Raw genomic sequence first — 19,421 nt, 5'->3', positions numbered from 1 at the left:
TCAGGGTTGATTCTCAAATGGTCTGAACGGGTCGTGGGGGCCGCCCGGGCTCCCCTTCCAAAGGGGTCCGGGCGGCAACCCGTCAGACCTCTTCGACGCTGCTCGGCTCGCGCCGGGACAGGTCGATTCCGAGCTCTTCCGCGGCGCGGAACACGTCCTCGTCGGTGTCGCGCATCTCGATGGACATGCCGTCCGAGGACAGCACCTCCACGTTGAGGCACAGCGACTGCATTTCCTTGATGAGCACCTTGAAGGACTCGGGAATGCCGGGCTCGGGGATGTTCTCGCCCTTGACGATGGCCTCGTAGACCTTCACGCGGCCGAGAACGTCGTCGGACTTGATGGTCAGCAGTTCCTGGAGCGCGTATGCGGCGCCGTACGCCTCCAGCGCCCACACCTCCATCTCGCCGAATCGCTGCCCGCCGAACTGCGCCTTACCACCCAGCGGCTGCTGGGTGATCATCGAGTACGGACCGGTGGACCGGGCGTGCAGCTTGTCGTCCACCAGGTGGTGCAGCTTCAGGATGTACATGTAACCGATCGAGACCGGCTCGGGGAACGGCTCGCCGGAGCGGCCGTCGAAGAGCCGTGCCTTGCCGGACGGCAGCACCATGCGGTCGCCGTCGCGGTTCGGGATCGTGGACTCGAACAGTCCGCGGATCTCGTCCTCCCGGGCGCCGTCGAAGACCGGCGTCGCCACGTTGGTGCCGGGCTCGACCCGGTGGGCGTCGATCGCCTCCAGGCGGCGGGCCCACTCGTCGGCGACACCGGAGACGTCCCAGCCCTGCTTCGCGAGCCAGCCGAGGTGGATCTCCAGCACCTGTCCCGGGTTCATCCGGGACGGGACGCCGAGCGGGTTGAGGATGATGTCGACCGGGCTGCCGTCCTCGAGGAACGGCATATCCTCGACGGGCAGGATCTTGGAGATGACGCCCTTGTTGCCGTGGCGTCCGGCGAGCTTGTCGCCGTCGGTGATCTTCCGCTTCTGCGCCACGTACACGCGCACCAGCTGGTTCACACCGGGCGGCAGCTCGTCGCCCTCCTCGCGGTCGAAGACCCGGACGCCGATGATCTTGCCGACCTCGCCGTGCGGGACCTTGAGGGAGGTGTCGCGGACCTCGCGGGCCTTCTCGCCGAAGATCGCCCGCAGCAGCCGCTCCTCCGGGGTCAGCTCGGTCTCGCCCTTCGGGGTGACCTTGCCGACCAGGATGTCGCCGGCGACCACGTCGGCGCCGATCCGGATGATGCCGCGCTCGTCCAGGTCCGCGAGGACCTCCTCGGAGACGTTCGGGATGTCCCGGGTGATCTCCTCGGGGCCGAGCTTGGTGTCACGGGCGTCGACCTCGTGCTCCTCGATGTGGATCGAGGACAGGACGTCGTCCTGCACGAGGCGCTGCGACAGGATGATCGCGTCCTCGTAGTTGTGGCCCTCCCACGGCATGAACGCGACCAGCAGGTTCTTGCCGAGCGCCATCTCGCCGGCCTCGGTCGACGGACCGTCGACCAGCACCTGGCCCACGGCCACCCGGTCGCCCTCGTTGACGACGACCTTCTGGTTGAAGGACGTGCCCTGGTTGGAGCGGGAGAACTTCGCGACCCGGTAGGTGGTGTACGTACCGTCGTCGTTGGTCACCGTGACGTAGTCGGCGGAGACCTCCTGGACCACACCGTCCTTCTCGGCCTTGATCACGTCGCCGGCGTCGACCGCGCAGCGGTACTCCATGCCGGTGCCGACCAGCGGCGCCTCGGCCTTGATCAGCGGCACGGCCTGGCGCATCATGTTGGCGCCCATCAGGGCGCGGTTGGCGTCGTCGTGCTCCAGGAACGGGATCATCGCGGTCGCGACCGACACCATCTGGCGCGGCGAGACGTCCATGTAGTCGACGTCGTCACCGGGGATGTAGTCGATCTCGCCGCCACGGCGGCGGACCAGGACGCGGGACTCGGCGTACCGCATGTCCTCGGTCAGCGGCGCGTTGGCCTGCGCGATGACGAAGCGGTCCTCCTCGTCGGCGGTCAGGTAGTCGACGTCGTCGGTGACGACGCCCTCGACGACCTTGCGGTACGGCGTCTCGATGAAGCCGAACGCGTTGACCCGCCCGTAGGAGGCCAGCGAGCCGATCAGACCGATGTTCGGGCCTTCCGGCGTCTCGATCGGGCACATCCGGCCGTAGTGCGACGGGTGCACGTCACGGACCTCGAAGCCGGCCCGCTCACGGGACAGACCACCGGGGCCCAGCGCGTTGAGCCGGCGCTTGTGGGTCAGGCCCGACAGCGGGTTCGTCTGGTCCATGAACTGCGACAGCTGGCTGGTGCCGAAGAACTCCTTGATGGAGGCGACGACCGGCCGGATGTTGATCAGCGTCTGCGGCGTGATCGCCTCGACGTCCTGGGTGGTCATGCGCTCGCGCACAACACGTTCCATACGGGCGAGACCCGTACGGACCTGGTTCTGGATCAGCTCGCCGACGTTGCGGATGCGGCGGTTGCCGAAGTGGTCGATGTCGTCGGTCTCGACCATGATCGAGCGGCCCGACTCGCCGACCGTCTCGGTCTCACCGGCGTGCAGCTTCACCAGGTACTTGATCGTGGCGAGGATGTCGTCGGTGGTGAGCACGCCGGCGTCCAGCGGCTCGTCGGCACCGAGCTTCTTGTTGACCTTGTAGCGGCCGACCTTCGCCAGGTCGTAGCGCTTGGGGTTGAAGTAGAGGTTCTCCAGCAGCGTCTGGGCGGCCTCCTTGGTCGGCGGCTCGCCCGGGCGCAGCTTGCGGTAGATGTCGAGCAGCGCGTCGTCCTGGCCCTGGGTGTGGTCCTTCTCCAGGGTGGCGCGCATCGACTCGTACTCGCCGAACTCCTCCAGGATCTGCTCGGTGCTCCAGCCGAGGGCCTTGAGCAGCACCGTGACCGACTGCTTGCGCTTGCGGTCGATGCGGACACCGACCATGTCGCGCTTGTCGATCTCCATCTCCAGCCAGGCACCCCGGGAGGGGATGATCTTGGCGGAGAAGATGTCCTTGTCGGACGTCTTGTCGATGGAGCTGTCGAAGTAGACGCCGGGCGAGCGGACCAGCTGCGAGACGACGACACGCTCGGTGCCGTTGATGCAGAAGGTGCCCTTGTTGGTCATCAGCGGGAAGTCGCCCATGAAGACCGTCTGGGACTTGATCTCGCCGGTCTCGTTGTTGGTGAACTCCGCGGTGACGAAGAGCGGGGCGCCGTACGTGAAGTCGCGCTCCTTGCACTCGTCGAGCGAGTTCTTCGGCGGCTCGAAGCGGTGGTCACGGAAAGTGAGCGACATCGACCCGGAGAAGTCCTCGATCGGAGAGATCTCCTCGAAGATCTCCTCAAGACCTGACTTCCTGGGGACGTCCTGCCCGCTGTCCAGGGCCGCCTCGACCCGAGCCTTCCACGCGGCATTGCCGAGCAGCCAGTCAAAGCTCTCGGTCTGAAGCGCGAGGAGGTTCGGAACTTCGAGCGGTTCACGGATCTTCGCGAAGGAGATGCGCAGCGGAGCGGTGCTGGCGCCGTTGTTCGAATTGGTGGTCGAGGCGTTGCGCGAGGCGGCCAAGAGGGGGTCCTTCCGAGGGCTCGGACTCACTACGCGCGTACCGGTCCGCCCCTGAGGACCAGAAGAAAACCCTGATGACGGGTCTCTTCAGCAGCTCTCAGACGTGGGCATGCTCCTGGTGACGGGCCAGGCAGCAGCTAACAGGCAGCGCAAAGGGTCAGTGTAGCCATTTGGCACACTGATGTCCAGAGCTGAGATTCGGAGTACCGAATCGTCGCCCCCTCCGCCCGTCTGGCGGGCCCCAGCCTCGGAACCTGGGACCGCGTCCGTCAACCCTGCCGTCGTGCTGCGTCCTGCTGCATAGCCATGCATTCCCGCATCGCCGCCGATCCATGCATCGGACCACGACCGAACCTGGACCGAACCTCGACCGGGCTCCGGTCGAACCTCGACCGGGCCTGAGCCGAAGTCCGCGGCAGTCTGCGGCGCGTCTGAGAATTGCGCGCCGCGTGCCATACGTCAAGGCCCCAGCCCTGCGGACGTGCTCTCAGCAGGAGGAACACACTACCCGGGGGGTACGACAGCGACGCGGCGGCCCGCCGCCGGACCCGGGAACGACCGAGGGCGGCCACCCTTTCGGGTGGCCGCCCTGCGGCGGGTGGAGCACAAGCTCCGGGTGTCACCTGAGTGACAGGGTGTTACTTGACCTCGACCGAGGCGCCGGCGGCCTTGAGCGACTCTGCGCCCTTCTCCGCGGCCTCCTTGGTGACCTTCTCCAGGACGGGCTTGGGAGCGCCGTCCACGAGGTCCTTGGCCTCCTTCAGGCCCAGCGAGGTCAGCTCGCGCACGACCTTGATGACCTGGATCTTCTTGTCACCGGCGGCGGTGAGGACGACGTCGAACTCGTCCTGCTCCTCGACGGCCTCGGCGGGCGCGGCAGCGCCGCCACCGGCGGCGACGGCGACCGGCGCGGCGGCGGTGACGTCGAACTTCTCCTCGAAGGCCTTCACGAACTCGGCGAGCTCGATGAGGGTGAGGGTCTCGAACTGGGCGAGCAGTTCGTCCTGGCTGAGCTTGGTCGCCATGAGGGCGGTCCTTCCACTAAATCGGCAGGTGCCGGATGTACAAGTCGGCGGGCGTACGGTCGGCCCGCGTCGGCCGGTGCCTGGTGGCGCCGACCCACGACCGGTGCCCTGCGGCACCGGTCATCGTGCGAGCCGAATTACTCGGCACCGCCCTGCTCGGCCTCGGCCTTCTTGGCACGAAGCGCCTCCGCGGTGCGGACGAACTTCGAGGGGAGCGCCTGGAAGAGCGCGGCAGTCTGCGACTGCTTGGCCTTCATGGCACCCGCCAGCTTGGCGAGCAGAACCTCGCGGGACTCGAGGTCCGCAAGCTTCTTGATCTCGTCGGCGGACAGCGCCTTGCCGTCAAGGACACCGCCCTTGATGACGAGAGCGGGGTTGTCCTTGGCGAAGTCGCGCAGACCCTTCGCCGCCTCGACCGGGTCACCGGTCACGAAGGCGACAGCGGACGGACCCGCGAACAGGTCGTCCAGCTGGTTGATCCCGGCCTCGTTGGCCGCGATCTTGGTCAGCGTGTTCTTCACCACGGCGTACGTGGCGTTCTCACCGAGCGAACGGCGCAGCGTCTTGAGCTGCGCCACGGTGAGACCGCGGTACTCGGTCAGCACAGCGGCGTTCGAGGAGCGGAACTGATCCGTCAACTCGGCAACCGCGGCAGCCTTGTCAGGCCTCGCCATGAGTCTCGGCCTCCTTCCGGGGTGATTGCGGACCGCACGGAATTGAAGGAGGCTACGTGGCAAAAACGAACGCCCCGGCGCAGGCGCACGGGGCGTGACTCAACGAATCCCTCTCGGGCTCCGGAGATCATCCACGAATCACCTGCGCGGGCCGTCCGCATCCAGCGGATCCTTCGGTCGTCCCACCCTTTTCGGGGCACGACGACGACCAGCGGTCTTTGGCTTCTCGGGAAGACTACGGGACCGTGGCCCCGCGGAGCAAATCGCCCGCGGGACCCCTGCCGATCCCCAGCTGTCCGCCGACCCTCAGTTGTTCTTCGCCTTGTTCATGACGTCGGCGAAGTCGACGGTGTCGGACGCGGCCGGCGGCCGGGCGGTCACCGAGGTGCCGAAGTCCGAGTAGTAGGTGGTCGTCTTCATCAGGCCGGTCTTGGTGTCCGCCGTGACGACGGCCTCCACCGGGAGGTTGTCCTTCGACACCCACAGGTCGACGGTCTCCGAGGAGATACCGGCCTTGGTCAGGGTGGCCTTCAGCTGCGACCGCTCCGCGGCCGTCATGCCGTGGGTCGCGCTGCCGACCATCGCCTGGACGTCGACCGTGGCCGTGTAGTGCGTCGCGCGCACACCCCTGACCGTCTCGGTCCCCACGACCCGGCTGTTCGGCGCCGCCAGTGCCGCGTCCACGCTCTTGACCGGGTTGTTGTTCTGGATCGTGTCCTTCATGTACGACCCCGCGACATTGCTGAGCTTGGCCATGTCGTCGTAGCCGTACCTGATCCAGTGCTTGCCACCGAGCTGCGTGGCCATCACGGACCCCATGTTCACGTAGTACGCGTCCGGCAGGTACCGCGCGCTCATGGTGGCCGGCACGCCGGCCTGCCGCAACGAGTCCGCCGCGCTGCCGCCGGTGTACGTGATCGCCATGGCGCCCACCAGGCCGTGCCCCCAGTCGATCGCGCCCTTGCTGTTCATCGACACCGTGCTGCCGATCGATATGTCCGACTCGACCTTGGCCGAGTGCACCCCGGTGGTGGTCTTCTTGACCAGGTCCAGCGCGTCGACCGCGTGCGCGACCCCCGAGGACCGGGAGTCCTTCCCGGCGGTGCTCGCCGGCGCCCCGGTAGCGGCCGGCTTGTCCTTCGACTTGTCCGCCGACGTCCCCAGCGGCCCGCAGGCCGCGAGCGCCAGCACCGACGCGACGGCGACCCCGGCCGCCACCCCGCCCCTGATCCCCGTGATCCCCTTGACTGCGCTCATGACCCACTCCCCCTCACGGGGACCACGTGCCCCCGTTGAACCAGCGGAACACTAACGCACGCCGGTGACAAGGCCGCCAGGCGGGTTGTGGCGGGGCTGTTGCGTGCGGCCGGAGATTGGGCAGCGGGCGGGTGGCCGGCGGCACGCGAAAGCGCCCCGCACCCCCGGGAGACCGGGGGTGCGGGGCGCCGGTGTTCGCGCCCGGGCGTCAGACCGACGCCGGGTCCTCCTCGACCAGGAGGTTGCGGGTGCGGTTGGGGTCGATCTGGATGCCGGGGCCCATGGTGGTGGACACGGCAGCCTTCTTGACGTAACGACCCTTGGCCGCGGACGGCTTGAGCCGCAGGATCTCGTCCAGCGCCGCTGCGTAGTTCTCCACCAGGAGGGTCTCGTCGAAGGAGACCTTGCCGATGATGAAGTGCAGGTTGGAGTGCTTGTCGACGCGGAATTCGATCTTGCCGCCCTTGATCTCGGTGACCGCCTTCGCCACGTCGGGCGTCACGGTGCCGGTCTTCGGGTTCGGCATCAGACCACGCGGGCCGAGGACGCGGCCGAGGCGGCCGACCTTGCCCATGAGGTCCGGGGTGGCGACGACGGCGTCGAAGTCCAGCCGGCCCTTCGCCACCTCGTCGATGAGTTCGTCGGAGCCGACGATGTCGGCTCCCGCGGCTTCCGCGGCCGCAGCACGGTCACCGGTCGCGAAGACCAGGACCCGGGCGGTCTTGCCGGTGCCGTGCGGAAGGTTCACGGTGCCACGGACCATCTGGTCGGCCTTGCGCGGGTCGACACCCAGGCGGAAGGCGACCTCGACGGTCGAGTCGAACTTGGTGGTCGCGGTCTCCTTGGCGAGACGGACAGCCTCCAGGGGCGCGTACAGGCGCTCCTGGTCGATCTTGGCGTCCGCAGCGCGGAGAGACTTGCTGCGCTTGCTCACGTGCGTGCTCCTGTTGTCGTGACGGAGTCGTGGTACGGGCCGAGCCGGCCCTTCCACAGTGGTGCCAGGGGGTGAACGTCAGCTTCGACGATCTCGCTCGGGCTTCCTGCTCACTCGCTCCGCGGACGGCCTCGTTCCTCGGCCGGCCACTGCGCGAGCTCGGGCGTCAGCCCTCGACGCTTTCGTTCGGGCTTCCTGCTCACTCGCTCCGCGGACGGCCTCGTTCCTCGGCCGGCCACTGCGCGAGCTCGGGCGTCAGCCCTCGACCGTGATACCCATCGAGCGGGCAGTACCGGCGATGATCTTCTCGGCGGCGTCGAGGTCGTTCGCGTTCAGGTCGGGGAGCTTCGTCGTGGCGATCTCCCGCACCTGCGCGCGGCTGAGCTTGGCGACCTTCTTGACGTGCGGCTCGCCGGAGCCCTTGTCCACGCCCGCGGCCTTCAGGATCAGCTTGGCCGCCGGCGGCGTCTTGGTGATGAAGGTGAAGGAACGGTCGTCGTAGACCGTGATCTCCACCGGGATCACCATGCCGCGCTGCGACTCGGTCGCCGCGTTGTAGGCCTTGCAGAATTCCATGATGTTCACGCCGTGCTGACCCAGCGCGGGTCCGACCGGCGGAGCCGGGTTGGCCGCACCGGCGTTGATCTGGAGCTTGATCAGCCCCGTGACCTTCTTCTTCTTGGGAGGCATTGCTCTCTCCGGGTCCTGTTGAGAGTTTTTCCGTGCCTGCGAGCAGGCATACCGCACCACGATAGCGGGTAATGCGCCCGGCTCTGAAATCCGCCGGCCTGGGTCACCCTCCGTAGCGCACGCAGCGCATCGCGTGCACTACGGAGGGTGACCCTCTCGCGCCCCCGCACGCCGGGCAGCCTGAGCCAACTCCCGCCCCCTGCCGCCGCGTTGTCGCCACCGCGCCGAGCGGGCGGCGTATCCGCCGTACAACCGGCGCGCGTTGGCGCGACTCACCGCCCCACGAGTGATCGGAAAGCTCACCCGATGCACCCGTATCAGCGCCGGCGGTAGCTGAAATTACGGTCTACGCGGGGAGAATTCTTGGCATGAACACTTCCCGCACCGGCTACCGGCTGGTACCAAGTGGGGGCAGCGTCCCCCACTTGGAGGTTCCGTGAGACTGACCAGGCCTTTCGCCGCCATCGCCGCACTCGCATCCGCCCTCGTGGGCGCGCTGGTGCTGACCGGTCCCGCACAAGCCGCAGGACCGGCGTACGTCGCACTCGGAGACTCGTACTCGGCCGGGAACGGTGCCGGCAACTACATCAGCTCCAGTGGCGACTGCCACCGCAGCAACAGCGCGTACCCGGCACTGTGGGCCAGCGCCCACAGCCCGTCCTCCTTCACCTTCGCCGCCTGCTCCGGTGCGGTGACCAGCGACGTGACGGGCAGCCAGCTCGGCGGGCTCAGCGCCTCCACCGGCCTGGTCACGATCACCATAGGCGGCAACGACGCGGGCTTCTCCGACGTCATCACCACCTGCGTGACCGGCTCCGACAGCACCTGCGTCAGCCGGGTCAACACCGCCGAGGCCTTCGTCAGGAGCACCCTGCCCGGGCGCCTCGACACCGTCTACAACGCCATCCACGCCAAGGCGCCCAACGCCCACGTCGTCGTCCTCGGCTACCCGGACATCTACACCCTCAACGTCTTCTGCATAGGGCTCAGCGCCACCAAGCACCAGAAGATCGACGAGGCGGCCGACGTCCTCGACACCACCACCGCGTCCGTCGCGGCCGCCCACGGCTTCGCCTTCGGCGACGTCCGCTCCACCTTCAAGGGCCACGAACTCTGCTCGGGCGACGACTACCTGCACTCCCTGGTCATCTCCCCCAGCTGGGAGTCCTACCACCCCACCGCCACCGGGCACTCGGCCGGCTACCTCCCGGTCCTGAACGCCAAGAACTGACCGGCGCCCCCTCCGCACACGCCCGAGCCCCCGCTCCCATGACGGGGAGCGGGGGCTCGGGTGAGCGCTGGGGTCAGTTCTTCAGCGTCAGTTCTTCTGGATCTGGTCGAAGCTCAGCTCGACCGGGGTCTCGCGGCCGAAGATCTCGACCAGGCCCTTGACCTTCTTCGAGTCGGGGTTGATCTCGTTGATCGTGGCCTGGAGGGTGGCGAAGGGACCGTCGGTGACGGTGACCGAGTCGCCGACCTCGAAGTCCAGGACCTGGACCTCGACCTTGCGGGGCTGGGCGGTGCCCTCGGCGATGGCCGCGGCCTCGGCGGCCGCCTCGACCTCGGGGGCGAGCATCTTGACGATCTCGTCCAGGGTCAGCGGGTACGGGTCGTACGCGTTGCCCACGAAGCCGGTGACGCCGGGGGTGTTGCGGACGACGCCCCAGGACTCGTTGGTCAGGTCCATGCGGACCAGGACGTAGCCGGGGAGCTTGTTCTGCCGGATGGTCTTGCGGTCGCCGTTCTTGATCTGAACGACTTCCTCCTGCGGGACCTCGGCCTGGTAGATGTACTCCTCGACGTTCAGCGAGACGGCACGCTGCTCCAGGTTGGACTTCACCCGGTTCTCGTAGCCCGCGTAGGTGTGGATCACGTACCACTCGCCCGGGAGCGTACGCAGCTCCTCGCGGAAGGCCGCCACCGCGTCGACGGGGGTCAGCGGGGCCGCTGCCTCCTCGCCATCCTCGTCGTCCTTGGACTCGTCGTCGTCCTCGGACTCGTCCTCGCTCTTGGACTCGTCCTCGTCCTCGCCGGCATCCGATTCCGCGGACTCGTCGGCGGCGGACTCCTCGGAGTCGTCCTCTTCCGATTCGTGGACGGCGGCCTGCTCGGCGGGTTCTCCCTCGGCCAGGTCGGCGGCAGCCGCCTGGTCGACGTCGCCGTCGGCGGCCTCGACGATGTCGAGCGCGGTTTCGGCGCCCTCGACGGACTCGTCGGCGTCGTACACGTTCGGGTCAGACACGGTGACTGCTTCTTCCTGACTTCAAAGGTGGCACTGCGGGCGGGGCGGCCAGCGGCCTGCGCCCTCCGCGCGGACTGGCGGGACCCAGGGACCAGCGGCCCGGGGACCCAGCCGAAGACGGACCGGCCGGCGGACGGCTCAGCCGAAAACGGCGGAAATAAGCTTCCCGAAGCCCCAGTCAACCACGGCCACGAACCCGATGACGACCACAACGAAGACAATCACCACAGTGGTGTACGTGGTGAGGTCGTTGCGGGTGGGCCAGACGACCTTGCGGAGCTCCGCAATGATCTGGCGGTAGAAAAGCGCGAGGCGACCGAGCGGGCCCTTCTTGCCGCGCTTACCACCGCGGCGGGGCTTCCGGTCGGAGTCCTTGTCGTCCTGAGTCGCGTCAGGCTCAGGGACCTCGATGGAGTCCGTGATCTCAGTCACTCGTCCTCACCTGACTCCGGGTCGTGGCCGTGCCGCGCCCGTCGCGCGGTACGGCGAGTGCTTATCTGCCTGCCCACGTCCAGGTCGGACGTGTGGAGCAGGGCCGGAGGGACTTGAACCCCCAACCGCTGGTTTTGGAGACCAGTGCTCTACCAATTGAGCTACGACCCTTCGACAGACACTCCCAACGTACCGCAGGCGACATCGCCGGGAGGGCCATCGACGGTTGAGTGTACGTGTTCTGAGGCCTTCCGTCGAACGCCTTGCACGGGAGTTGCCTCAGTCCCCGCGAAGATCAGCCGCGGGCCACCCGGAATCGGGGTCGGGCCCCGGCGGGCGACCGGACGCCGGTGCGCTGTCAAACCCCGGTGCCGTGCGGTCCCGGGGTCTGGGAGCATGCAGTCATGAGCGCAGCCACTCCTTCTGTACCCCCCGCAAGCGACCGGCGGGTGTCGGTCCGTATCGGCTCGATCTCCGAGTCCGCCACCCTCGCCGTGGACGCCAAGGCCAAGGCCCTCAAGGCCGCCGGGCGCCCGGTGATCGGCTTCGGCGCCGGCGAGCCCGACTTCCCGACGCCCGGCTACATCGTCGACGCCGCCGCCGACGCCTGCCGCAACCCCACGTACCACCGCTACACCCCGGCCGGCGGGCTGCCGGAGCTGAAGGCGGCCATCGCCGCCAAGACGCTCCGCGACTCGGGGTACGAGGTCGACGCCTCGCAGGTGCTGGTCACCAACGGCGGCAAGCAGGCCATCTACGAGGCCTTCGCCGCCGTGCTCGACCCGGGCGACGAGGTCATCGTGCCCGCTCCGTACTGGACCACCTACCCCGAGTCGATCCGGCTCGCGGGCGGCGTCCCCGTCGAGGTCGTGGCCGACGAGACCACCGGCTACCGGGTCACGCTGGAGCAGCTGGAGGCGGCCCGCACCGAGCGGACGAAGGTGGTGCTCTTCGTCTCGCCGTCCAACCCCACCGGCGCCGTCTACAGCCGCGAGGACACCGAGGCGATCGGCCGCTGGGCCGTCGAGCACGGGCTGTGGGTCCTCACCGACGAGATCTACGAGCACCTCGTCTACGGCGACGCCACCTTCAGCTCGATGCCCGCGCTCGTCCCCGAGCTGCGCGACAAGTGCATCGTCGTCAACGGCGTGGCCAAGACGTACGCCATGACCGGCTGGCGGGTCGGGTGGATCGTCGGCCCCAAGGACGTCGTCAAGGCCGCGACCAACCTCCAGTCGCACGCCACCTCGAACGTGAACAACGTCGCCCAGGTCGCCGCGCTGGCCGCCGTCACCGGCAACCTCGACGCGGTCGCCGAGATGCGCACCGCCTTCGACCGCCGCCGCCAGACCATCGTGCGGATGCTCAACGAGATCGACGGCGTCGTCTGCCCGACCCCCGAGGGCGCCTTCTACGTCTACCCGTCGGTGAAGGCCCTGCTCGGCAAGGACATCCGCGGCAAGCGCCCGGCCGACTCGGTGGAGCTGGCCGCCCTCATCCTGGACGAGGCCGAGGTCGCCGTCGTCCCCGGCGAGGCCTTCGGCACCCCCGGCTACCTCCGGCTCAGCTACGCGCTCGGCGACGAGGACCTGGTCGAGGGCGTCTCGCGGATGCAGAAGCTGCTCGGCGAAGCCACGCACTGACCCGGCCGCCGGCCGCCCGGCCGTCGGCTGCCTGTACGGGCAAGCCCCCGTTCGGAGAAACTGGTTCCGAGCGGGGGCCGACCTATAGCAGGATCTTGGAATGGCAAGCGACGTACGTACGGGGTCGGACCCGGGCCCTGGCGGCCGGGACATCCGGCACCTCCCCAAGGCACATCTCCATCTGCACTTCACCGGCTCCATGCGCCCGGCCACCCTCCTTGAGCTGGCCGACAAGCACGGCGTGCACCTGCCGGAGGCGCTCACCTCGGGCGAGCCGCCGAAGCTGCGGGCCACCGACGAGCGCGGCTGGTTCCGCTTCCAGCGGCTCTACGACGCCGCCCGCTCCTGCCTGCGCACCCCGGAGGACATCCACCGGCTGGTGCGCGAGGCCGCGCAGGAGGACGCCGCCGACGGCTCCGGCTGGCTGGAGATCCAGGTCGACCCGACCTCCTACGCCCCCCGGCTCGGCGGGCTCATCCCCACCATGGAGATCATCCTCGACGCGGTCCGCACCGCCTCCCGCGACACCGGCGTCGGCATGGCCGTCGTGGTCGCCGCGAACCGCATGAAGCACCCGCTGGACGCCCGCACGCTGGCCAGGCTCGCGGTCCGCTACGCCGACCAGGGCGTCGTCGGCTTCGGCCTGTCCAACGACGAACGCCGGGGCCTGGCCCGCGATTTCGACCGCGCCTTCGCCATCGCCCGGGACGGCGGCCTGCTCGCCGCCCCGCACGGCGGGGAACTCGCCGGGCCCGCCAGCGTCCGCGACTGCCTGGACGACCTGGGCGCGCAGCGCATCGGCCACGGCGTGCGCGCCGCCGAGGACCCGCGACTGGTCCGCCGGCTCGCCGAGTCCGGCGTCACCTGCGAGGTCTGCCCGGCGTCCAACGTCGCCCTCGGCGTCTACGACAAGCCCCAGGACGTACCGCTGCGGCTGCTCTACGACGCCGGCGTCCCGATGGCGCTCGGCGCCGACGACCCGCTGCTCTTCGGCTCCCGGCTGGCCGCGCAGTACGAACTCGCCCGTGACGTCCACGGCTTCACCGACCAGGAGCTGGCGGAACTGGCCCGCCAGTCGGTACGCGCCTCCCGGGCGCCGGACGAGGTGCGCGAGCGGATGCTGGGCGGGATCGACGCCTGGGCGCGCTGACGCGCCGCCGTCCCTGACTCCCCCGAGCCACCGGTGTCCCGGCTCGGCCCCCCTGGTCTCGCCCGCCCCCGTGACGGTCCGGGCGAGACCCCCGCCAAGCAAGGAACCACGCCGACGGCCTCCCGCGCATCTGCCCGGATGCACAGCCGCGGCCTCGGGGGCGCTCCCGATGCACATCGGGTGGCCATCCGGCGCACATCCGGTACACCTGGTGTGCGGTGGGGCACGGGCCGTGACGCTTCGCGCCGGCCCTCACCCTAGGCTGAGCGCCCGGGTGATGTGCGCGGCCAGGGCGAGATCGTGCACCCCGCTCACCCCGTTCGCCGACTCCGGGGTCGCGCCCCGCGCCTCGGGGTGCGGGACCAGCGGCTGGCGCACCTGCGCCTCCGCCCGGCGCACCCGGGCCGCCACCGTCTTCGGGTGCACCCCGAGACGGGCCGCCGCGCTCGGCGTGTGCTGGCCGGATTCGATCCACGTCAGCACCGTCGGCAGCAGATCCCCGTCCAGCCGGCCGAGATACTCCTCGGCCCAGCGCCGCGGGCCGTCTCCCGCCAGCAGCTCGCCGAGATCGGGGACGGGTCCTTGCGCAGGTCCGGGGGCGGGTCCGTCCAGCGCGGCTATCCGCAGGGCCAGGTCGAGCCGTATCCGGTCGGCGAGCCGGGCGAGGTCGAGGCCGAGCAGCCGCCCCACCGCCTCCGCCCGCTGCCGCGCCGTGTTGCGGTGGTAACCGGCCAGGCGGGCCGCGCCGATCGGGCCGTACGCCAGCCACATCCGCATCCCGTCCAGCCACTCCGCCCGGCGGGCGTGCGGCCAGGTGTCCAGCGGGGCCAGCAGCGCCGCCGCCCACCGGGCCGCCGCCGCGGGCGGCAGGATGCGTACGAGTTCGACGTCCGGCGTGAAGACCGCGAAGCGGTCCGCGTGGGTGCCGGCCGCGGCCAGCGCCCGTGTCGCCTCGCCGTGCGCCTCCGCGACGCCCTCCAGCGGCACCGGGCGGCTCGCCCCGAGCCGGAAGCCCTCCCGGCGGGTGACCAGGTCGCGCAGCAGCGCCTCCGTGGGCGCGTCGGGCGTCGCGACGATGATCACCTGGTCCTCGTCGACCGGGCATCCGACGACGAGCCCCTCGTCGCCCAGGTGGTAATGGCAGGCCGACACCAGCGTGTCCCGGTGGGCGGCCCGGCCGCCGACCACGTAGACGCGCACCTCCCCGTCCGCGCCGAGCACCGCCGGGCTCATCCCCAGCGGGTGCGCCGCCCGCCTGGCCGCCAGCACCTGGCCCGCCATCAGCATCTGCAGCACCGAGGAACGTATCGGCGCCCGCTCGCCGTCCACCGCGGCCCGCAGCCGCAGCCACGACGACAGCAGCACCTCCGCCATCGTCACCGCCTCCGTGGCCGGCTGCGGCCAGCCGGCCTCCCGGGCCCGCGCCACCGCCAGCACGTGGTGCGGCGCCGCCGGGCCGAGGGCGTACAGCCGTACCGTCCACGCCCCCACGTCCGCCGCTGCGGCCTGCGTCGTGCCGTCGGTCAGCGCCGCGATCCGGTCGGCCGGCAGCCGCAGGCCGCCGCTGAGCGGGGGCGCGGGGCGGTGCGGGGCGAGCAGGACGGCCTGGCCGCCGGTCATCCGCGCCAGCCAGCGCAGCACTCCGGCCGCGCTGCCGGGCGCCGTCGAGAGCTGCTTGGCACTCTCCAGCAGCTCCTGGGCGCGGCGGCCGGCCGCCGCCTCCCGGTCGGCGAGCAGCTGCGCGAGCCGCGGCACCGTGCACATGTCCTTGTCGGCCAGCAGCACCGGCAGCCGGTGCCGGGCGGCGGCCGCCAGTATCCCGGGCGGGGCCGGCTCGCCGACGGCCAGCGCCGCCGCGCCCGCCTGCGCCAGCGCGCCGACGTCAGGGGCCTGCTCCTGCTCCGGCTCCAGCACGGCCAGCACGTCGCGCCAGCCGCGCTCGCGGGCCGGGGTGTTCGCCGGGTCGGCCGGCCACACCCCCACGACCTGCCGGTCGCCCTCGCCCGGCACCTGGCCGGTGCGGCGGAGCCGGGCGGGCGCCGAGCCGATCAGCGCGTCGAGAGTGGGCACGGTCCCGGGTCAGAGGCGCACGCCGACCATCACCGGCTCGTTCACCAGCGTCACGCCGAAAGCCGCGTGGACGCCGTCGCGTACCTCGCGGGCCAGGGTGAGCAGGTCGTCGGTGGTGGCGGCGCCGCGGTTCGTCAGCGCGAGCGTGTGCTTGCCGGAGATACGGGCCGGGCCCGTGCCGTAGCCCTTGGTGAATCCCGCCTTGTCGATCAGCCAGGCCGCGGACGTCTTCGTACGCTCGCCCTCCGCCGGATAGGCCGGCGGCGCCGTGTCCGGACCCAGGCGGTCGTGGACGCGGTCCAGGAACGCGGCGAATTCGGCGGCGGTCAGCACCGGGTTGGTGAAGAAGGAGCCGGCCGACCAGGTGTCGTGGTCGGCCTCGTCCAGCACCATGCCCTTGCTCGCGCGCAGCCCGAGCACCGTCGCGCTGGCCTTGTCCAGCGGCACCCGCTCGCCGGGCTCGACGCCGAGGGCACGGGCGGTCTCCGCGTACTTCAGCGGCGCGGACAGGCCGCCGGCGTCCTCCAGCGCGAACCGCACGCGCAGCACGACGTAGCGGGCCGGGTCCTCCTTGAAGCGGCTGCTGCGGTAGGAGAAGGCGCACTCGGCGGCGGGGAGGGTGACCGTCTCGGCGGTCCTGCGGTCGTAGGCGAGGACGTCGGTGATGGTGCTGGAGACTTCCTGGCCGTAGGCGCCGACGTTCTGGATCGGGGTCGCGCCGGCCGAGCCGGGGATGCCGGCCAGGCACTCGATGCCGGCCAGGCCCGCGCGCACGGTCGCGGCCACGGCGTCGCTCCAGGGCTCGCCGGCGGCGAGTTCGAGGGTCGTGCCGCGGAGGGTGGTGCCCTGGGTGGCGATGCGGACGGCGGTGCCGTCGAAGCCCTCGTCGGCGATGAGGAGGTTGCTGCCGCCGCCGATGAGGAGGACGGGCTCGCCGCGGGAGTCGGCGTCGCGGACGGCGGCGACGAGGTCGGCGTCCGTGCGGGCGGTGAGCAGGCGGGTGGCGGGGCCGCCGAGGCGGAGGGTGGTGTACGGGGCGAGAGGGTGCACGGGGTCAGCTTATTTGGGCCGGGGGCCGGGGGTTCCGGTGGAGGGGGGCGAAATTAGCATATTTACGGCGCGGCACCCTCCTGCGTCGACGGTGGCCCCTTTCGAGCGCCACAAATATACGAACAATTTCGCCCCCCTCCACCTCCACCCCCGACCCCCTCCGTCCGACCCGGAACCCGACCCGCGACCCGCGACCCGTGACCTGTGATCCGTGACCTGTGATCCGTGACCTGTGATCCTTCCGCCCGGGACCCGACCCCGTTCAACCGCGACCCGACCCCGTACGCCCGCGACCTGCGGCCCGTGGCCCGACTCCCCGCGACCTGTGACCTGTGACCCCCGGCCCCCGGCGCTGCTCGATCGCGGGCGCGCGGCCGCCGGGGTTCTTTGGGGGCACGGGAAGACGTGCACTCGAGGACTCACCTGCACGGGTGGCTGCAGGTGGGAAACACCCCGCGCCGTCAGGCGCGGGGTGGGTGGCGCGGGTGGGCGCGGGAAAGGGGCGGGTGGCCCGGGGGAAGTCCCCCGGGCCACCCGCCCCGGTAAGGGCAGGGGTCAGGCCACCGGCTGGAGGAACGGGGCGTCGGAGGTGGACGGGGCCCCGGGGCGCCCCGAAGGCTTGCTCGGGAGCAGGAGGGCGACGACGAGCGCCGCCGCGAGGACCGCCGCCCCCACCCACAGCGCCGGGGTCAGCCCGGCGACGTACTGCGCACCGGACCCGTAGCCGCCCTGCGCCGCGAAGATCGAGCCGAGGACGGCGATCCCGAGCGCTCCTCCGACTTCACGCAGCGCGTTGTTGGCCCCGGAGGCGATCCCCTGCTCGGCCGGCGCGACGCTGGACATGACCAGGCTGGTCGCCGGCGCGATGAAGAGCGCCATCCCGGCCCCGGAGAGGACGAGCGCGGGCAGCTGGGCGACGTAGGACACGTCGGGCGAGAGGATGAGCGCGAACCACCCGAGCCCGATGGCCTGGAGTGCGAGCCCGGCGGCGACGACGGGGCGGCCGCCGATGCGGTCGGAGAGGAAGCCGGCGATGGGCGCGACGAGCATCGGCATACCGGTCCAGGGCAGCATGCGCAGCCCGGCCTGGGTCGGGGTGTAGCCGAGCACGGTCTGCAGGAACTGGCTGAGCAGGAAGATCGACCCGAACATCCCGGCGAACATCAGCGCGCTGGAGACGTTGATCGCGGTGAAGTGCCGTCCGCGGAAGAGCCGCATGGGCAGGATCGGGTTGCGGGCCGTCATGCCGTGCCGGACGAACGCCAGGACGAGCACGGCGCCGCCGATCAGCCCGGCGAGGACACGGGTGCTGGTCCAGCCGTGGGAGGTGGCGTTGACCAGGGCGAAGACGATCCCGAAGAGGCCGAGGCTGATCAGTGCGGTGCCGCGGCCGTCGAGGCGCGCGCCAGGTGCGGTGGACTCGGCGAAGCGGAGCCGGGCGAGCGGGATCAGCAGCAGGCCGACCGGGACGTTCAGCCAGAAGATCCACTGCCAGGAGATGTGTTCGGTCAGGCTGCCGCCGATGAGCGGGCCGGAGGCGACGGCGAGGCCGTTGACGGCGCCCCAGATGCCGAAGGCGGCACCGCGGCGCTCGGCGGGGACGGCCGCGCTGAGCAGGGTGAGGGTGAGCGGCATCATGATGGCCGCGCCGACGCCCTGGACGGCGCGGAAGGCGATGAGTTCGTTGATGCCGGGCGCGAGGGCCGCGGCGGCGGACGCCCCGGTGAAGATCGACAGGCCGATCGTGAAGAGCTTGCGGCGGCCGAAGCGGTCGCCGAGGGACGCGCCGAACATCAGCAGCACGGCGAAGGTGAGCGTGTAGGCGTTCACCGTCCATTCGAGGTCGGACAGCGCGCCGCCCAGGTCCTTGCGGATGGACGGCAGTGCGGTGGTGACGACGAGGTTGTCCAGGGCCGCCATGAATCCGGCGACGCTGGTGATCACAAGTGCCCAGGCCGCGGTGGCTGGCCTGCGGGTCTCGGTGTGCTGGTCCATTGCCGTGCTCCCCTTACTCCCCTGTCGGGTCGCTCCCCTGCCGGGTTGCTTCCGTCAACTCTGGTTAGTTATTGATGACTAACTTTTGCGGGCAAAAAAACAGCCGGCCACCGGGAAGGGCCGGCACTCGCTCACTCCGGCCTGACGGCTTCGTAGAAGCCCTCCCAGATCCGGTGGCCTGCGGGGAAACCCAGCGACACCAGGGTGTTGATGAGCATCCCGTAGGCGAGGAAGGTGGTGGTCTCGTCCACGTCCGCGCCGAGGGCGAGCTGGACGGTGTCCCACAGTTCCTGCCAGGACGCCCGCACCGCCTCGCCGAAGGCGCGATCCCCGGCCGCCTCGGCGGAGGCCACCGCGACGTAGGTCTGCATCTGCATCAGCAGCCGCTCGGGGTCGTCATGGATCATCCGCTGGTAGGCGGTCCCCATCGCCTCGAGCTTGTCCTCCTGCGGCACGCCGGCGGCCGCGTCGGCGAACAGCCGGCGGGTGCCGTCGAAGCAGTAGCGGGACGCGGCGAGGAAGATGGCCTGCTTGTTCGGGAAGAGCCGGAAGAGATACGGCTGCGAGACGCCCACGCGGCGGGCGATCGCCTCGGTGGACGTCCCCTTGTAGCCGCTGTGCGCGAACTCGCTCATCGCCGCGCGTACGACGCTCTCGCGTCGCTCCTCTGCGCTCATCCTGACCATGGGTA

General features: G+C 70.4%; 15 protein-coding genes and 1 tRNA gene. 3 read left to right on the top strand and 13 right to left on the bottom strand.

Translation table 11 applies throughout. The features are described 5' to 3' along the window. Positions 1–82: 82 nt before the first annotated feature. From rpoB to rplK, 6 genes are all read right to left on the bottom strand, one after another. A complete protein-coding gene (gene rpoB, locus BUE44_RS00490; RefSeq protein WP_073492353.1) occupies positions 83–3,568 on the bottom strand; it encodes a DNA-directed RNA polymerase subunit beta in 3,486 nt (1,161 codons plus the stop codon). Between the two features lie 638 nt (positions 3,569–4,206). Continuing rightward, the gene (gene rplL / locus BUE44_RS00480) at positions 4,207–4,593 is read right to left on the bottom strand and encodes a 50S ribosomal protein L7/L12 (protein ID WP_073492351.1); all 387 of its coding nucleotides are present in this window, start codon (positions 4,591–4,593) and stop codon (positions 4,207–4,209) included. Between the two features lie 137 nt (positions 4,594–4,730). Further along, on the bottom strand, positions 4,731–5,267 hold the full coding sequence (gene rplJ, locus BUE44_RS00475; protein ID WP_033177774.1) for a 50S ribosomal protein L10: 537 nt from the start codon (positions 5,265–5,267) through the stop codon (positions 4,731–4,733). Between the two features lie 306 nt (positions 5,268–5,573). Further along, positions 5,574–6,524, bottom strand: coding sequence for a hypothetical protein (locus BUE44_RS00470; protein ID WP_073492349.1), 951 nt, complete (start codon positions 6,522–6,524; stop codon positions 5,574–5,576). A gap of 208 nt (positions 6,525–6,732) precedes the next feature. Further along, positions 6,733–7,458: a 50S ribosomal protein L1 gene (rplA, locus tag BUE44_RS00465; protein WP_073492347.1), complete on the bottom strand. Its 726-nt coding sequence runs from the start codon at positions 7,456–7,458 to the stop codon at positions 6,733–6,735. 255 nt (positions 7,459–7,713) lie between these two features. Next, positions 7,714–8,148, bottom strand: a complete 435-nt coding sequence (gene rplK, locus BUE44_RS00460; protein ID WP_073492345.1) for a 50S ribosomal protein L11 — start codon at positions 8,146–8,148, stop codon at positions 7,714–7,716. 436 nt (positions 8,149–8,584) lie between these two features. On the opposite strand from rplK, the gene BUE44_RS00455 reads away from it, so the two are divergent. Further along, a complete protein-coding gene (locus tag BUE44_RS00455) occupies positions 8,585–9,379 on the top strand; it encodes an SGNH/GDSL hydrolase family protein (RefSeq protein WP_073492342.1) in 795 nt (264 codons plus the stop codon). A gap of 87 nt (positions 9,380–9,466) precedes the next feature. Here BUE44_RS00455 and nusG read toward each other — a convergent pair whose 3' ends face one another. The 3 genes from nusG to BUE44_RS00440 form a co-directional block, all read right to left on the bottom strand. Next, complete coding sequence (nusG, locus tag BUE44_RS00450; protein WP_073492340.1) at positions 9,467–10,390, bottom strand: transcription termination/antitermination protein NusG; 924 nt, start codon at positions 10,388–10,390, stop codon at positions 9,467–9,469. Between the two features lie 138 nt (positions 10,391–10,528). Further along, positions 10,529–10,813 carry a preprotein translocase subunit SecE gene (secE, locus tag BUE44_RS00445; protein ID WP_073493338.1) on the bottom strand — a complete coding sequence of 95 codons (285 nt, stop codon included), beginning with the start codon at positions 10,811–10,813 and terminating at the stop codon, positions 10,529–10,531. Positions 10,814–10,920: 107 nt separating this feature from the next. Next, positions 10,921–10,993, bottom strand: a tRNA-Trp gene (locus BUE44_RS00440). A gap of 233 nt (positions 10,994–11,226) precedes the next feature. Here BUE44_RS00440 and BUE44_RS00435 point away from each other — a divergent pair. Further along, positions 11,227–12,465: a pyridoxal phosphate-dependent aminotransferase gene (locus tag BUE44_RS00435; protein WP_073492338.1), complete on the top strand. Its 1,239-nt coding sequence runs from the start codon at positions 11,227–11,229 to the stop codon at positions 12,463–12,465. Between the two features lie 100 nt (positions 12,466–12,565). Continuing rightward, on the top strand, positions 12,566–13,615 hold the full coding sequence (locus tag BUE44_RS00430; protein WP_073492336.1) for an adenosine deaminase: 1,050 nt from the start codon (positions 12,566–12,568) through the stop codon (positions 13,613–13,615). Positions 13,616–13,867: 252 nt separating this feature from the next. Here BUE44_RS00430 and BUE44_RS39175 read toward each other — a convergent pair whose 3' ends face one another. From BUE44_RS39175 to BUE44_RS00410, 4 genes are all read right to left on the bottom strand, one after another. Then, positions 13,868–15,685 (bottom strand): helix-turn-helix domain-containing protein, encoded by a 1,818-nt coding sequence (locus BUE44_RS39175; RefSeq protein ID WP_073492334.1) that lies wholly within the window; start codon positions 15,683–15,685, stop codon positions 13,868–13,870. Between the two features lie 9 nt (positions 15,686–15,694). Then, on the bottom strand, positions 15,695–16,735 hold the full coding sequence (locus BUE44_RS00420) for a UDP-N-acetylmuramate dehydrogenase (protein ID WP_073492333.1): 1,041 nt from the start codon (positions 16,733–16,735) through the stop codon (positions 15,695–15,697). 555 nt (positions 16,736–17,290) lie between these two features. Continuing rightward, positions 17,291–18,730 carry a DHA2 family efflux MFS transporter permease subunit gene (locus BUE44_RS00415; protein WP_073492331.1) on the bottom strand — a complete coding sequence of 480 codons (1,440 nt, stop codon included), beginning with the start codon at positions 18,728–18,730 and terminating at the stop codon, positions 17,291–17,293. A gap of 131 nt (positions 18,731–18,861) precedes the next feature. Further along, positions 18,862–19,416: a TetR/AcrR family transcriptional regulator gene (locus BUE44_RS00410; protein ID WP_200804299.1), complete on the bottom strand. Its 555-nt coding sequence runs from the start codon at positions 19,414–19,416 to the stop codon at positions 18,862–18,864. Between the last annotated feature and the right edge of the window lie 5 nt (positions 19,417–19,421).

It is taken from the genome of Actinacidiphila paucisporea, assembly GCF_900142575.1.
Lineage (GTDB): Bacteria > Actinomycetota > Actinomycetes > Streptomycetales > Streptomycetaceae > Actinacidiphila > Actinacidiphila paucisporea.
This window is presented reverse-complemented; position numbering and strand designations above follow the sequence as displayed.

Coding starts and splice junctions, on each gene's coding strand:
- rplL (WP_073492351.1), bottom strand. CDS start 4,593: ATGGCGACCAAGCTCAGCCAGGACGAACTGCTCGCCCAGTTCGAGACC.
- rplJ (WP_033177774.1), bottom strand. CDS start 5,267: ATGGCGAGGCCTGACAAGGCTGCCGCGGTTGCCGAGTTGACGGATCAG.
- BUE44_RS00470 (WP_073492349.1), bottom strand. CDS start 6,524: ATGAGCGCAGTCAAGGGGATCACGGGGATCAGGGGCGGGGTGGCGGCC.
- rplK (WP_073492345.1), bottom strand. CDS start 8,148: ATGCCTCCCAAGAAGAAGAAGGTCACGGGGCTGATCAAGCTCCAGATC.
- BUE44_RS00435 (WP_073492338.1), top strand. CDS start 11,227: ATGAGCGCAGCCACTCCTTCTGTACCCCCCGCAAGCGACCGGCGGGTG.
- BUE44_RS00430 (WP_073492336.1), top strand. CDS start 12,566: ATGGCAAGCGACGTACGTACGGGGTCGGACCCGGGCCCTGGCGGCCGG.
- BUE44_RS00415 (WP_073492331.1), bottom strand. CDS start 18,730: ATGGACCAGCACACCGAGACCCGCAGGCCAGCCACCGCGGCCTGGGCA.
- BUE44_RS00410 (WP_200804299.1), bottom strand. CDS start 19,416: ATGGTCAGGATGAGCGCAGAGGAGCGACGCGAGAGCGTCGTACGCGCG.